Source organism: Enterobacteriaceae endosymbiont of Macroplea mutica, assembly GCF_012571345.1.
Taxonomy (GTDB): domain Bacteria; phylum Pseudomonadota; class Gammaproteobacteria; order Enterobacterales; family Enterobacteriaceae.
Map to the genome: position 1 here is coordinate 78,388 of NZ_CP046218.1, position 16,478 is coordinate 94,865.

Annotated in this window: 15 protein-coding genes; 7 read left to right on the plus strand and 8 right to left on the minus strand. The window is 23.4% G+C overall.

Annotated features, from left to right (window positions below):
• Positions 1-70: 70 nt before the first annotated feature.
• The 7 genes from acpP (at position 71) to GJT87_RS00445 (ending at position 6,187) form a co-directional block, all read left to right on the plus strand.
• Complete coding sequence (acpP, locus tag GJT87_RS00415; protein ID WP_168895463.1) at positions 71-310, plus strand: acyl carrier protein; 240 nt, start codon at positions 71-73, stop codon at positions 308-310.
• A 69-nt stretch (positions 311-379) separates the two neighbouring features.
• A complete protein-coding gene (gene fabF / locus GJT87_RS00420) occupies positions 380-1,612 on the plus strand; it encodes a beta-ketoacyl-ACP synthase II (RefSeq protein ID WP_168895464.1) in 1,233 nt (410 codons plus the stop codon).
• A 61-nt stretch (positions 1,613-1,673) separates the two neighbouring features.
• Complete coding sequence (gene mltG, locus GJT87_RS00425) at positions 1,674-2,693, plus strand: endolytic transglycosylase MltG (RefSeq protein ID WP_168895465.1); 1,020 nt, start codon at positions 1,674-1,676, stop codon at positions 2,691-2,693.
• Positions 2,690-3,316 carry a dTMP kinase gene (gene tmk / locus GJT87_RS00430; protein ID WP_168895466.1) on the plus strand — a complete coding sequence of 209 codons (627 nt, stop codon included), beginning with the start codon at positions 2,690-2,692 and terminating at the stop codon, positions 3,314-3,316. Before mltG ends, tmk begins: the two co-directional genes overlap by 4 nt.
• 11 nt (positions 3,317-3,327) lie before the next feature.
• Positions 3,328-4,338: a DNA polymerase III subunit delta' C-terminal domain-containing protein gene (locus GJT87_RS00435; protein WP_168895467.1), complete on the plus strand. Its 1,011-nt coding sequence runs from the start codon at positions 3,328-3,330 to the stop codon at positions 4,336-4,338.
• Positions 4,339-4,372: 34 nt separating this feature from the next.
• Entirely contained in the window at positions 4,373-5,821 is a 1,449-nt protein-coding gene (ptsG, locus tag GJT87_RS00440; RefSeq protein ID WP_168895468.1) for a PTS glucose transporter subunit IIBC, read from the plus strand.
• Positions 5,822-5,845: 24 nt separating this feature from the next.
• Positions 5,846-6,187 carry a histidine triad nucleotide-binding protein gene (locus tag GJT87_RS00445; RefSeq protein ID WP_168895469.1) on the plus strand — a complete coding sequence of 114 codons (342 nt, stop codon included), beginning with the start codon at positions 5,846-5,848 and terminating at the stop codon, positions 6,185-6,187.
• Between the two features lie 34 nt (positions 6,188-6,221).
• On the opposite strand, the gene GJT87_RS00450 is transcribed toward GJT87_RS00445, so the two are convergent.
• The 8 genes from GJT87_RS00450 to trpD form a co-directional block, all read right to left on the minus strand.
• Positions 6,222-7,961: a potassium/proton antiporter gene (locus GJT87_RS00450; RefSeq protein WP_168895470.1), complete on the minus strand. Its 1,740-nt coding sequence runs from the start codon at positions 7,959-7,961 to the stop codon at positions 6,222-6,224.
• 230 nt (positions 7,962-8,191) lie between these two features.
• Positions 8,192-9,190 carry a type I glyceraldehyde-3-phosphate dehydrogenase gene (gene gap, locus GJT87_RS00455; RefSeq protein ID WP_168895471.1) on the minus strand — a complete coding sequence of 333 codons (999 nt, stop codon included), beginning with the start codon at positions 9,188-9,190 and terminating at the stop codon, positions 8,192-8,194.
• Between the two features lie 41 nt (positions 9,191-9,231).
• On the minus strand, positions 9,232-11,055 hold the full coding sequence (gene sppA, locus GJT87_RS00460) for a signal peptide peptidase SppA (RefSeq protein ID WP_281350646.1): 1,824 nt from the start codon (positions 11,053-11,055) through the stop codon (positions 9,232-9,234).
• Positions 11,056-11,082: 27 nt separating this feature from the next.
• A complete protein-coding gene (xthA, locus tag GJT87_RS00465) occupies positions 11,083-11,886 on the minus strand; it encodes an exodeoxyribonuclease III (RefSeq protein WP_168895782.1) in 804 nt (267 codons plus the stop codon).
• Positions 11,887-11,994: 108 nt separating this feature from the next.
• Positions 11,995-12,804: a tryptophan synthase subunit alpha gene (gene trpA / locus GJT87_RS00470; protein WP_168895473.1), complete on the minus strand. Its 810-nt coding sequence runs from the start codon at positions 12,802-12,804 to the stop codon at positions 11,995-11,997.
• 28 nt (positions 12,805-12,832) lie between these two features.
• Positions 12,833-14,008: a tryptophan synthase subunit beta gene (gene trpB, locus GJT87_RS00475; RefSeq protein WP_168895474.1), complete on the minus strand. Its 1,176-nt coding sequence runs from the start codon at positions 14,006-14,008 to the stop codon at positions 12,833-12,835.
• A gap of 41 nt (positions 14,009-14,049) precedes the next feature.
• Entirely contained in the window at positions 14,050-15,432 is a 1,383-nt protein-coding gene (gene trpCF, locus GJT87_RS00480) for a bifunctional indole-3-glycerol-phosphate synthase TrpC/phosphoribosylanthranilate isomerase TrpF (protein ID WP_168895475.1), read from the minus strand.
• On the minus strand, positions 15,420-16,469 hold the full coding sequence (trpD, locus tag GJT87_RS00485; protein ID WP_168895476.1) for an anthranilate phosphoribosyltransferase: 1,050 nt from the start codon (positions 16,467-16,469) through the stop codon (positions 15,420-15,422). The genes trpCF and trpD overlap by 13 nt, the downstream gene beginning before the upstream one ends.
• Positions 16,470-16,478 lie beyond the last annotated feature (9 nt).

Genomic DNA, 16,478 nt, shown 5'->3' on the forward strand with positions numbered 1-16,478 from the left:
TATTTTTTATATATTAAATAATATTTTAAATACATTATATATTAAGTTTTAACAGGAAATAAATACTACTATGAGTAGTTCTATTAGTGAGCGAGTGAAAAAAATAATTATTGAACAACTAGGTGTACAATCTAAAGATATTATAGAAGATGCTAATTTTACAAAAGATTTAGGAGCCGATTCCTTGGATACTGTAGAACTAATTATGGCTTTAGAAGAAGAGTTTAATACAGAAATAACAGATGAAGATGCAGAAAAAATAACGACAGTAAAAGATGCTATACATTATATTAATAATCTTTATAATTAAATTTTCTTTATATAAAACATTTAGGAATGAAAATAATTTTCGTTCCTAAAAAAGAATAAATAAACTTATATGTTCAAACGAAGAGTAGTTATTACAGGATTAGGTATGATTACATCATTAGGCATGGATGTAAAAACTAATTGGATAAATATTATTAATGGTCGTAGTGGCATTACTACTATTACACACTTTAATAATAAACAATATAAAACTAAATTTGGTGGTATTATACAAGAACATCTTATACAAAAATATTTTTTAAAAAAAAAACGTTATATGGATGATTTTATTAAATATGGTTTAATAGCTTGTAAACAAGCTATGCACGATTCTAAAATATCAATTACTAAAAAAAAAAGGTTTGGTGTTGCTGTTGGTTCTGGTTTAACAGGGATCTCAACTATAGAACAGAATACTGTTTTACTACATAAATATGGCATAAAAAAAATACATCCTGCCTGTATTCCTGCTACAATTAATAATATGTTAACAGGATATATAGCTATACATTATCAATGCATGGGACCAAGTTTTGCTGTCAGCACAGGTTGTGCTACTGGTATACATAATATTGGTTTAGCTTTTAAATGTATAGTTAATAATACTGCAGATGTTATGATTGCAGGTGCTGCAGAAAAAGCTGTTACACCATTAGTATTAAGTAGTTTTAATGCGATTAAAGCATTATCTAAAAATAATAATAATCCAACAACAGCAAGCAGACCATGGGACAAAAATAGAGATGGTTTTGTATTAAGTGATGGCGCTGGGATCATTATTTTAGAAGAATTAAATCATGCTAAACAACGTAATGCTAATATTTATGCTGAAATAGTTGGTTTTGGTATGAGTAATGATGCATATAATATTATCACGCCTTCAAAAAATGGTATAGGAGCACAAATATCTATGTTTAATGCTTTAAAAGATGCTCAAATTAATAAAGAGGAAGTTACATATATTAATGCTCATGCAACATCTACTATTTTAGGAGATATTTCTGAAGTAAACGCTATTAAACATCTTTTTAAAGATCATGCTTATAATATATTTATTAGTTCAACAAAATCTATGACAGGACATTTATTAGGTGCTTCTGGTGCTATAGAATCTATTTTTTCTATATTATCTCTAAAAAAACAAATTATACCTCCAACAATTAATTTATATAATCCTGATGATATATGTGATTTAGATTTTGTTCCACATATAGCACGTGATGTACATAATATGAAATATGTATTATGTAATGCTTTTAGTTTTGGGGGTACTAATGCAACATTAATTTTTAAAAAAATATAGTTATATTGTAATATAAATGATATATATACACAATATTTATATATTCATGGAGATTGTTGTCATGTCAAAAATTAATATAACTAAAATATTTACAACAATATTATACGTAGTATATATTACTATACTATATAGTGCAACCAAATTATATCAAGAAGCTAATACATATATTAATATAAAAAATCATAAACAATTAGCTTATATTATTTCTCCACAACAAAGTATTAATAATGTTTTAAGTAATTTGCAAACACAAAACATTATTAATAAAAATTTTTGGCTATATTTATTATTACAAATACATCCAGATTTTAAAAGTATACAAGCTAATATTTATTATTTAAAACCTAATATGAAAATTATTAACATGCTAGCATTATTTCATCGTAAACAAATGCTACAACAATATGATATGGTGTTAATAGAAGGAGAGACATTAACACATTTTTTAAAAAGATTTAATCGTAACCCATACATTAAGCATACTTTTAATGCTACTAATTTAATTTTAGTAAGACAAAAATTAAATATTACAGATAATTATCCATTAGAAGGTAGATTTTCAGCAGCTACCTATTATTATACTCAAAATACTACAGATTTAAATTTATTAAAAATAATGTTTAATAAAATGAATAATGAAGTACAAATAATATGGACAACGCGACAAAAAAATTTGCCCTATCATAATTTTTATGAAATGATCATTGCTGCGTCGATTATTGAAAAAGAAACAGCAAATACAAAAGAAAAATATATTATTTCTTCTATATTAACTAATAGATTAAAAAAACACATGAAATTACAGATAGACTCTACTATATTATATGGAATACATAATAAAATAAATATGAAATTATTACCTACATTATTAAAAAAACAAAGCATATATAATACATATATTATATATGGACTACCACCTAGTGCTATTAGTACTCCTAGTAAAAATTCTTTATTAGCAGCCGCACATCCTATAAAAAGTGATTTTTTATATTTTGTAGCAAATAAAAAAGGCAAACATATCTTTAATAAAAATTTTCACGCGCATACATTAACTATAAAAAAAATATATAAAACAATATGAAAATAAATCAATTTATTGTAGTAGAAGGGATTGATGGATCTGGTAAAAGTACTATATGTCATTATATAAAATATTTATTAAATACTATACATATATATAATATTATTTTTACTCATGAACCTGGAGGGACATATATAGCAGAGAAAATACGTCATATAATTAAAGATAATAAAAATGAATATATTACAAAAAAAACAGAACTATTATTAATATATGCTGCACGATCACAATTATTAAATAATATTATTAAACCAAATTTTAATAAAACATGGATTATATCAGATAGATATGACTTGTCTTCTTATGCTTATCAAATTGGGGGTAGAGGAATATCTATAAATAATATTTTGTTTCTACAAAATTTTATTAATAATAATATTATACCACACATAATTATTTATTTAGATGTAAATCCTGTTATTAGCTTACAAAGAATACAATATCGTACTAAAGATAGAATTGAAAAAGAATCTATTAAATTTTTTACTAATGTGAGAAAATATTATTTAAAAATGGCACAACAAAATGATAATATCAAAGTAATTAATGCTAATCATACGTTATTATCTGTGAAACATATGGTAAAAAAAACATTGTTTAATTTTTTATATTTTGATCACTAAAATCTTATTTTATGAATAATATAACATCAACAATACCATGGTATCCTTGGTTAAATACAATTTATAAGAACATTACTAATGTATTATCTTCTAATGATCATCATGCATTTATTCTATGTACACCTAGCGGGATGGGTATTATATCTTTAATTTATAAAATTATACAATGGTTATTTTGTTTATCTAAAATAGATAATCATATTTGTAATATTTGTACTAATTGTATATTATTAAATAATAAATACCATCCTGATATACATATTATACAAAAAGAAAAACATCAAACTAGTATTAGTATTACTCTGATTAGACAAATAATAAATATTTTATATCAAAATTCTTATAAAGATAAAGGTAAAATTATTTGGATACCTATAGCAGAAGAATTAAATCAAACTTCAAGTAATGGCATTTTAAAAATTTTAGAAGAACCACCAAAGAATATTTGGTTTTTTATACAAACACAACATATAAATACGTTGTTACCTACTATTATTAGCCGTTGCCAAGTATGGAAAATATATCCTCCTAATGAAAAAATAGGATTACATTGGTTAACAACACAACATTTAATATCAGTAATACATAAAAATGAATATCTTATAGCATTAAAAATGTGTCATTATGCTCCTATAAACGCACATAAATTATTACAAAATAATTTATGGAGTAAAAGACAAAGTTTATATGTTACTTTTCTACATGCTTTAAAATATGATATAATGGAATTATTATTAGTATTAAATAATGTTAATATATTAATATTATTAGATTGGATATATATTTTTTTAATAGATGTAATAAAAGTATTTTATAAAATTAATATAAAATTTATTTATAATATAGATCAGACTGATATTTTATATCAAGTAACAAAAATTATTGCTATCAAAAAAATAATATTAATAATTAATAAAATTATGTTTTATCGTAAAATATTAATGATCGATAATATTAATCACATGTTAATAATAACTAGATTATTATTATCATTAGATAAAATTAAACAAACAACATCATGATGTTTATATCATGTTTAAAATATGTAGGAAATATATGTTTAATAATATGTTTGCGTATATGCAAAAAATAGGTAAATCATTAATGTTGCCAGTGTCTGTTTTGCCTATTGCTGGAATTTTATTAGGTGTTGGCACAGCACGTTTTTTTTGGATGCCAACAATTATTTCAGATCTTTTAGAGCAAACTGGTAGTACAATATTTATTAATATGCCATTAATATTTGCTATTGGTGTAGCATTAGGATTTACACAAAATAATGGAGTATCTGCATTAGCTGCAGTAATATCTTATGGAATTTTAACTAAAACTGTAGAAATTATTATACCAATAATATTACATATTAAAGTTACTAATGCAGTATTACCAAATAATATGACTAATACTGGTGTATTAGGAGGTATTATTGCTGGTTCAATTGCTGCTTATATGTTTAATCGTTTTCATAATATTAAATTAGTAGAATATTTAGGTTTTTTTTCTGGTAAACGTTTTGTACCTATTATTTCAGGGATAGCATCACTTTTTATAGGTATACTATTATCTATTATATGGTTACCTATTGGTAAAAGCATACAATTATTTTCTTATTGGGCAGCGTACCAAAATCCCATATTAGCTTTTAGTATATATGGTTTTATTGAAAGAATATTATTACCTTTTGGTTTGCATCATATTTGGAATGTACCATTTCAAATGGAAATTGGTTCGTATACTGATATTATTACACAACAAACATATCATGGTGATATTGCTAGATATATTGCTGGAGATCCAACAGCTGGTAAATTATCAGGTGGTTTTTTATTCAAAATGTATGGTTTGCCCGGTGCAGCTATTGCAATATGGCATTCAGCTGATAAAAAAAATAAAAAACATATCGGTAGTTTAATGCTATCTGCTGCATTAACTTCTTTTTTAACTGGTATAACAGAACCTATAGAATTTTCTTTTATGTATGTAACACCATTATTATATATAATACATATTATATTAGCTGGATTATCATTTCCACTTTGTATTTTATTACATATGAGAAATGGTACTAGTTTTTCACATGGTTTAATAGATTTTATTATTTTAAGTGGTCATGGTCATAGATTATTTTTGTTTCCTTTAGTAGGAATTAGTTATGCATTTTTATATTATATAATATTTATAGTTTTAATACATAAATTTAATTTACCAACTCCAGGACGTTTACAAAATGATACATATAATTCAAAAATTATATTAAATAATAATAATTATGGTGAAAAATTAGTTATGGCATTTGGAGGTCAACATAATATTATTCATTTAGATGCATGTATTACTCGATTAAGAGTAAATGTATTAGATATTAATAAAGTAGATCAAATAACATTAAAAAAATTAGGAGCATTAGGTATAGTAATATCCGGTAATGGCATACAAGCTATTTTTGGGACAAAGTCTGATAACCTTAAAACAGAAATGGATGTTTTTTTAAAAAAAACAACATAAATGATTAAAACATGAGAAAATAACATGAGTAATATATTTCATAAAATTGTAACTAAAAAAGTTCAAATGGATCTTATTTATGAAGATGATATGGTTATAGCATTTAATGATATTAATCCAATAAGTTCAACACATATTTTAATATTACCAAAAACATTTATAGCTACATTAGATGATATACAAGAGAAACATGAAAAAATATTAGGTAGAATGTTGTTTGTTACTGCTAAAATAGCAAAACAAAAACATTTAAATCGCGATGGATATCGTGTTGTAATTAATTGCAAACAACATGGTAGACAAGAAATATTTTATTTACATATGCATTTATTAGGTGGCAGAAAAGGTACAAAAAAATTTTATTAAATTTGTTGAGTGAAATAATAATATAAATTATTCATTATAATTTATTGTTTTTTATGTTACGAATGCCAATTTTGGTAATTTTATTTTGTTTTTTTTCAGCTATAGTCCATAAAATATTTTGCCATTCTATTTTATCTCCCACAATAGGAATTTTATTCATTAAACAAGTTAAAAATTCACTAATAGATTGTTTTTGATTAATTATCTGATCCAAATGTAAACCATAAATATTTGCTATATCTTTAATATTAGAAGAAGCATCAATAATAAAATCACCAAAAAATTTTTGATTATTTAATACTGTAATAGATTTACTAAATAATTTTCCTAAGTCTTGTAAATTATGTTCATGGCCTATAATACAAATAATATCATTACTCTTTAATATAGTATGTCCTGTTGGTCTTATAATTTCATTATATCGAAATAATATAGTTATAAATGTGTTATGCGGCATATAAAGATCTCTAATGGCTTTCCCCACACACCATTGATCTGATGTAATTATATAAATATATTGTTCAAGCTGTGTTTTATTATGCATTTGGATATCAAAGCCCAATCTATGTATAGGTGTTGTAATTATTGGTACTGTTATTTTTGCTATTATTACAAATAAATTTAAAGTACATCCTTGAATAATTAAAGAGATAAGTACAATAAAAAATGAGATATTAAAAAATAACAACGCATGAGATATTCCAGACATAATTGGAAAAACAGCTAATATTATTGGTACAGCACCACGTAATCCCATCCAACTAATACTACATTTTTCTACAAAATTAAATCTATGGAAAATCATTAAACTAATAAATACAGATAGTGGTCGTACAAAAAAAATCATGCATAAAGATAATATTAATGATGGTATAGCAATACATATTAAATCTTGAGGATTTACTAATAATCCTAAAATTATAAACATAATTATCTGACTTAACCATGCTAAACCATCAAAAGTTTGTATAATTCTATTACGACCACAAATGTTGCTATTACCTATTATAAAGCCATACAAATAAACAGATAAGATACTACTACCATCCAGCAACAAAGTTAATGAAAAAACAAATATACCTATACTTAATACTAATAATGGATATAATCCATGTGCTAATATTATACGATTAATTATTTTTTTTAATATCCAGGCAGCAATATATCCTAATATGATACCTAAAATGAATTGTTGTAAAAAATGTTTGATAAATAATATAATATTTAAATTATATTGTTTATTTTTAATCATTTGTATAAATGTTGTAGTAAGAAATACAGCCATTGGATCATTACTACAAGATTCCATTTCTACTGTAGAAGTAACTCGTTCATTTAATCCTACACTAGATGATAGAGAAAAAATAGCAGCAGCATCTGTAGATGCGATTATTGCACCTACTAACAAACCTTCTATGAATTTTAAATGAAATAATATTACAACTATCATTCCTGTATATAACATCGTAAGAATTATTCCAATAGTAGCTAATGATAAAGCTGGATATAAAGCTATTTTAAATATAGAACGTTTTGTTCTCATGCCGCCATCTAATATAATAATAGCTAAAGAAAGATTACTAATGATATTCGCAAGAGGATAATTATTAAATTGTATTCTTCCGATACCATAAGTACCTGATAATATTCCTAAACATAAAAACATGAATAATACAGGAATACCTATTTTAGAAGAAAGTGAACTTAATACAATACTGATAAAAATTAATATACATCCTATAATAAATAAAATAAAAATTGATTTTAAATCCAATTGTTAATTCTCCCATTACTACATTTTATAATTTAATTGGATTAAATAATAAATAGTATTTTACGAAGCTATTTTATAAGAAATACAAGAAAAAAGATATGCATTACATAAAATATGTTCATTTAAATATTTATTAGTGTTTTATGTAATTAAACTGATATAAATGTATATATCAGTTTAATAAATGTTAATAACATGTTCAAATATATTTATTTAAACACTTATTTGAACTATATAATATATGTAATTAAATCAATAACTTTATGAGAATAACCTGTTTCATTATCATACCAAGCAATTAATTTAAAAAAATTATTATCAATAGTTATACTAGCTTTTTTATCAAAGATAGTTGTGAGAATAGAACCATTAAAATCACTTGAAACTACATCATCTTCTGTATAACCAACAATGTTTTTCATACTATTTTGTGCATAATATTTAATTTTTTCATAAATATTATTTAAGGTAGTTTTTTTAATTGTTTGTATTGTTAAATCTACTACAGAAACATTAGCCACAGGAACTCTTAAAGATATACCAGTTAATTTACCATTTAATTCAGGTATAATTAAACCAACTGCTTTAGCAGCACCCGTACTTGAAGGAATAATATTTTGTAAGGCGCCTCTACCACCACGCCAATCTTTTTTTGAAGCACTATCAACAGTTTTTTGTGTGGATGTCACTGCATGAACAGTTGTCATTAATCCTTTTGCAATAATAAAATTATCATGAATAATTTTTGCGAGAGGAGCTAAACAGTTTGTTGTGCATGAGGCATTAGAAACTATTTTTTCGCCATTATATTTATGAAAATTTACTCCTTTCACAAACATTGGTATACTAGTATCTTTTGGTGGTGCTGTAATTACTACTTTTTTAGCTCCAGCATAAATATGTTGTGAAGCTAATTTTTCAGTTAAAAATATTCCACTAGATTCTACTACTACATCAATATTTAATTTATTCCATGGCAAATTATTAGGATTGGATTCAGCAAAAATATGTATTTTATGATCATTAACTATTAAATATTTATTTTTTATAATATTAATTGTACCGTTAAAAGTACCGTGTGTCGAATCATACTTCAACATATATGCAATATAATTGATATCTAATAAATCATTAATGGCAATAATTCTAATATTGGAATATTGTTGTGTTGCTCTAAATAACACACGTCCAATCCTACCAAAACCATTAATAGCTATTCTAATATACATGTTATACCCCTAACAAATTATTTTGTATTTTAAATATCATATTAATATATCTGTATTGTACATACAGCATATATATTTTTCATATTCATGTAATTATTATTGAATAATAATTTCTGTGATATAATTTGTTTTTCTAAATTACTTTGTATAAAAAAAGATAAAATATTTTGCAAGAAAAAACGTGAATTTAATTGCATCATAAAACTAAATATATCTATAGATGAATTATTCTCAAATTCTAACTGTAGATTAATTTTTTGTAAGTGTGTTAATTGAGCTATTTTACGCACAGCATCATCAAAATTACCTAAACTATCTACTAAACCATATTGTTTTGCTTCTACACCTAAAAACACCATTCCGTTAGCTAATTTTTGTACACTATTTAATGATTTATGTCTATAATAAGATATTATATTAATAAATTGTTTATAACCATCTTCTAAATTTAAATGTATAATCTTCTTTTGTATATCTGATAATGGTTGTGTTAACACACTATTTGATCTTTCAGAAATACTAACACCATCATTATATATGCCAATAGTGTTTAAAGTTTTATGAAAATTATTTACGATACTAAAAATACCAATAGAACCGGTAAAGGTCATAGGATCACTTATAATATAGTCAGCAATAGTAGAAATTAAATATGCTCCTGAAGCAGCCATGGAGTCCATTATAACTACAATCGGTTTATGTCTTTTTTTTAAAGTTTTTAATTCCTCAAAAATTAATTGAGATGCCATTAAACTGCCACCTGGACTATTAATTTTTAATATGACTCCTTTCAAATGYGGATCTAAATATACAGTATGTATTTGGTCTAAGATATTATTTATATTTTCATATAATAATGTGTCATTAATATTAATAACTGCAATATTATTTTGTGTTTTATTAGGAATATAAGTTTGATAAAAATAATCTGAAATGTTAATATGATTATATGTGGTATGTGTACTGTCCCATCCAAACTTTTGGATCATTTTATTTTCAAAAGTAGTATTAGTTAGTAGTTGATCCACTAAATGATGTTGTAAAGCATATAATGCTAGATTACCATGTACATTTTGCAAAGATGTAATATAATCTTGATCATTTAAAAAAATATCCTGTGTTGTGGTATGTCTATTATCGGCAATTTGTTGTATAAAATTCTTCCATAAATTATTAATTAATTGTGTAAAAAAAATTTTATTTTTAATAGACATTTTATGATTAACAAATGGTTCAACTGCAGATTTATATTCTCCTATTTTAAATACATTAGATTCAATATTTAAATATTGTAAAAGTTTCTTATAATATAAATTATTAATACTAAATCCATGTAAATCTACATATCCATTAGGATTGAGAATTATTTTATTTGCAAAACTTGCTATATAATATTGTTCTTGAGTATAAGAATTACTAATAACATATACTTGTTTACCTGATTTTTTAAAATTATCTAATGATGCTCCTAGATAACGTAGTGCAGGAATACTATTAACTGTTAAATCATTAGTTTTTAAAATAATACCAGAAATTTTATTATCATTCTTAGCTTTAGCAATAGTTTTTACAATATGTAATATTGCATTAGAATCTTTATGTATAATAAATTTATTAAATAAATTAGAAATAAAATTTTTATTATGATGTAAAGTATCAGAAAAATCTGTTTGAAAATTTATTTCCAAAACTTTTTTAGTATCATTATGATAATAATGATAATGTTTATATCTATGATATAAAATAATACTAATACTAATTATTATAAAAAAAACCACCATATTGATTATAATAATTCTAATATAATTAATTATATGCCATATATAGCATAATAAATATTTTAATAGCTTCCATAAGCTAAACATTTTTCACCTAATTATGTTAATTAATAATTAAAAAATATTCAAATCAAGCCAAATTGGAGCATGATCTGAAGGCCTATTCATATTACGTATACCATAATCTATATCAGCATTAATATAATATTTTTTTAATTTTTTACTAATAAAAATTATATCAATTCTTAATCCAATATTACTATTATAACCTTTACTTCTATAATCAAACCAAGAAAATTTATTATTTATTGTTGGATTCATTTCACGCCATATATCTAAAAACCCCCAATTTAATAATTTTTGTACACACATTCTTTCTTCTGGTAAAAAAGAGCATTTACCTTGTTGTAACCATTTTTTTTGATTTTTTATGCTGATACCAATATCTAGATTAGTAATACTTACATTTATATCACCTATTATTATAATAAAATCTGTAGTATTAAAACTATTATTAATATAATAATATAAATTTTTAAAAAAATTTATTTTTTGAGTAAATTTAATAATATTATTACGGTTATCTCCTTGTGGAAAATAACAATTTATAATTGTTATATTACCTATCATAGTAGGAATTTCTATCATAATAAATCTTTTTTGTTCATTATTATTTAAAACATTATTTTTTATTTTTAATGGTTTATAACGACTTAATAATGCTACACCATAATTTTTTTTTTGCCCATTTATATAAACATTATAACCTAATTCTAATAATTCTTTTTTTGGGAAAAGTAAATTATCTACTCTAGTTTCTTGCAAACCTATAATATCAGGATTATGTATATTAATAATATATTTTAATTGATGCCAATGAGCTCTTATGCCATTAATATTAAATGAAAGAATTTTCATAACGATATTTTTATACATTATTTATTTTATATTAATATTAATAATATGAATAATTTTTGATAAAATAAAAAATATATTTTCATATATTAAATTTAATATAACGTTTATTTAAAAAAACGTAGCTTTTTTAAATTCTAAAATAACATTAGTTAATTTATGGAACATTAATTGTAAATTATCTTTATGTTTTATTATATCAATAATATAGGAACCTATAATAACACCATACATACCATCTTGTATGGCATTTTTAATATGTTGTACATTACAAATACCAAAACCTTGCACAGGTAAAGATTTTTGATATTTTAATATTTTTTTACACAAAGATTTTGTACTTAATAAATTATTATTTACATTATATCCAGTAACACCAGAACGTGATGTTACATAAATATAAGCACAAGTAAAATTGTGAATTTTATTCCAAAAACTATTATTAACATTATGCGGACAAATTAATACAGGTAAAATATTATATTTACAAGAATATTGATAATAAATAGTATATTCTTCTATTGGTATATCTACTATTAAAATAGAATCAATACCAACTATATTAGATTGTTGATAAAAATTATCTATACCATAAGAATATATGGTTTGTGCGTACACTAAAATTCCAATGGGTATTTTAGTGTATTTTTTTCTAATATTTTGAATTATTTGTAAACATTGTGTAATATTGATTTTTAGGTTTAATGCTCTTTTATAAGATTGTTGTATTGTTATACCATCAGCTATAGGATCTAAACAAGGTATGCCTAATTCTAATGCATTTACACCATTATAAATAAGAATATCAATAATATTCATAAATATTGATATAGATGGATCTCCTATAGTAATAAAGGGTATTAATGCAATAGCTTTTTGTTTATGTAAATGTTTAAACATAATATCATAACGATTATTCATATAAAATTATATTATCCTTGTACTATTATTAAATTATATATTTATTCAGTAAACTAATATCTTTATCACCTCTACCAGAGAGATTAACTATTACCAATTGTTTTTTATGTTTTTCACGTTTTATGATTTTTATAGCATATGCTAAAGCATGAGAAGATTCTAATGCAGGAATAATACCTTCTTGCACACATAATAATTTAAAAGCTTGTATGGCTTCATCATCTGTAATGGCAACATATTGCACACGTTTAGAATCACATAAATATGCATGTTCTGGTCCAACTGCAGGGAAATCCAAACCTGCTGAAATAGAATATGAATTAGCTATTTGATTATCTTTATTTTGTAAAACTTTTGTTTTCATGCCAAAATATATATTTGTTTTACCTGCTATAGTAGCAGCACCATGTTTAGTAGTATGTATGCCTAAACCTCCTGGTTCAACACCAATTAATTTGATATTTGGATAATTAATAAAATGCGAAAAAAAACCAATAGCATTAGAACCCCCACCAACACATGCAATCATTATATCAGGTAATTTTTGCTCTAATAAAATAATATCTTTTTTAACTTCTTTACTAATAATACTTTGAAATTCGTGTACTATCGTTGGGTAAGGATGTGGTCCAGCAGCKGTTCCGATCATATAATGACTATGCGTATAATTACTAGCCCAATAACGTATAGCTTCATTACACGCATCTTTTAATGTGCCATTATCATTTTGTACAGCAATAATAGTTGCGCCCATTAACTTCATTTTAATGACGTTATCGTGTTGTCTTTTAATATCTTTATTACCCATAAAAATTTTACATTTTAAACCTAATAATGTTGCAACCATAGAAGCTGCTAAACCATGTTGTCCGGCACCAGTTTCTGCAATAATTTCTGTTTTACCCATTTTTTTTGCAAGTAAAGCTTGTCCTAATGCTTGATTTATTTTATGTGACCCACTATGTAACAAATCTTCTCTTTTAAGATAAAGAGTTGTATTAGTATTTTTTGTTAAGTTTTGACATTTTGTTAATGGACTAGGTCGACCGACATAATTATTTAGTAAGTTTTTTAACTGTTTATTAAATGATTTATCATTTTTTATATTAATAAAAGCTTGTTCTAATTCTAATAAAACAGGTACTAATAATTGTGGGACAAACATGCCTCCAAACTTGCCAAAATATCGTGTTAAAGTATTCATTTATTTCCCTTTATATATTATAAAATGAATAATAAATAATATTATGTACAGTTACGTAATTTGTGAAAAATATTGTTTATTTTTATAATATCTTTTATTCCAGGAGTTTTTTCTACCCCAGAATTAAAATCTAGTCCATAACATTTTAATTGTGCTGCTTGTACACAATTATATATATTTAAGCCTCCAGCTAAAAGGATATTTTTTTTATTTATATGCTTTAATAAATCCCAATTAAATGTTTTTCCTGATCCAGGTAAATAATAGTCATAAACAAATAAATCTATATGAGAAAATTTTTGTTGTGGTATGGTATTGTTAATATTATATGTTTTCCAAATTTGGATATGTTTAGGGATCTTATTTTTTACATTATTGATAAAATTTTGATCTTCGTTACCATGTAATTGTATAGCAAATAATGGTATTTTTTGAATGACTTTTATAATATCTGTTATACTATTATTATAAAACACACCTATATATAATAGTGTAGTGGTATTATTTACAATATTTATTGCATGAACTAAACTAATATATCTAATAGATTGCTTAGTAAAAATTAAACCGCCAAATATGCTACCTGCTTGACTTGATATGTATGCATCATAATTTTTTTTTAAACCACATATTTTATTATTACCGAACATAATTTTTTTAACATTTAATAAGATATTTTTATTTGATAATAAAGCAGTTCCTATTAAATACCCATGAACAAATTTATTTAATTTTTGTATTTGTGTATGTTGTTTAATGCCAGATGCACTAATTAAAATAGTTTTATAGTTTACATTAATATTATTTAATATATTTATTGTATTATAAATATTAATAGTAAAATTTTTTAAATTTCTATTATTAATCATAATAATTTTAGCTTTTAAATTTATTGCTCGTTTAAATTCTATTTTATTACTAACTTCTGTTATTACACTCATATTTAATTGATGAGCAATATTGCGCAATATTATATATTGTGTGTCACTTAAAATAGTAAGTATAAGAAGTATAATATCTGCACCATAATACCTTGCAAAAAATATTTGATAAGGATCTAAAAAAAAATCTTTACATAAAATAGGTTTATTTGTTATTTGACTCATGAGTTTTAAATATTTAAAACTACCAGAAAAAAATTTTTCATCTGTTACTACAGAAATAGCAGTAGCATATTGCTGATATATTTTTGCTACATGTATAATATGGACGTTTTGCGATATAATTTTTTGTGTAGGTGAATGTTTCTTATATTCTAAAATAAATATTTTATTTAATAAATATGTATTTGTTTTAGTATAAAAATTAAGTTTCGTTTTATGGACTTTTGTTTTTAAAACATTTATTGATAAATGTTTTTGTTGTTCTATAATCCATGAAATTTTATTTTTAATTATTAGTTGCAAGATATCTATTTTAAACATAATGTATTACGCATATATCCTTGTTGTATGAGATTTATAATATATTTAAATCCTAGACCTGAATAGATTACATCTAAAGCTAATTGTGTATTTTGAATTAAATTATGATAACCATTTAATTTTAATAAAAAGGCAACATTAACTGCGACAGTATTAATATAACTTGTATTTTTACATGTCCCTTTTAATAATTGTACTAATATCTTAGTATTATATTTTATTGAATAACCTGTTAGATCTTGGATATTAATATAATTATGTAAACCAAAATCTTTAGGTGTTAATATATAATTAGTAATATTTTGATTATGGAGTTCCATTACTATTGTATTATTATGTAATGATATTTCATCCATACCTTTACAGTGCACTACTGCTGCTCTGGTATATTTTAAAATTTTTAAAACATGTATCATAGGTTCTAACATATTAACATGATAAACACCTATTAAAATAATTTTAGGATAATATGGATTAATTAATGGTCCTATAATATTAAAAATAGTATGTGTATTAAGTTCTTTTCTAATTAACATATAATCATTTAAAAAACTATAATATTTTTGTGCAAATAAAAAACATAAATTATATTTTTCTAATAATAAAAATGATGTTTGACAAGAYTGTTGTATTGGATATCCTAAAAATGATACGATATCTGCTGAACCTGATAAACTAGATACGTTTTTATTAATATGTTTGGCAACTTTAATACCACAAGCAGCTGCAATAAAAGCACTACTTGTAGAAATATTTAAAGTATTTGCATTATCACCTCCAGTACCAGTAATATCCGATATAGTATAGCTATTTTTAGGTAATGAATAATTTACTTGAGATGTATCATGAATGGCATTAACTGCTCCTAATATTTCATATATATTAACACCTTTTATTTTTAATGCAATTAATAAGGCAATTAACTGACTTTGTAATATTTTTTTTTGTTGTATTAAAGAAAATAAATAATAAGTTTCTTGTTGTGATAAATAATGTAAATTATATATTTTTTCTAAAAGTTTATGTATTGTAAACATATATATCTT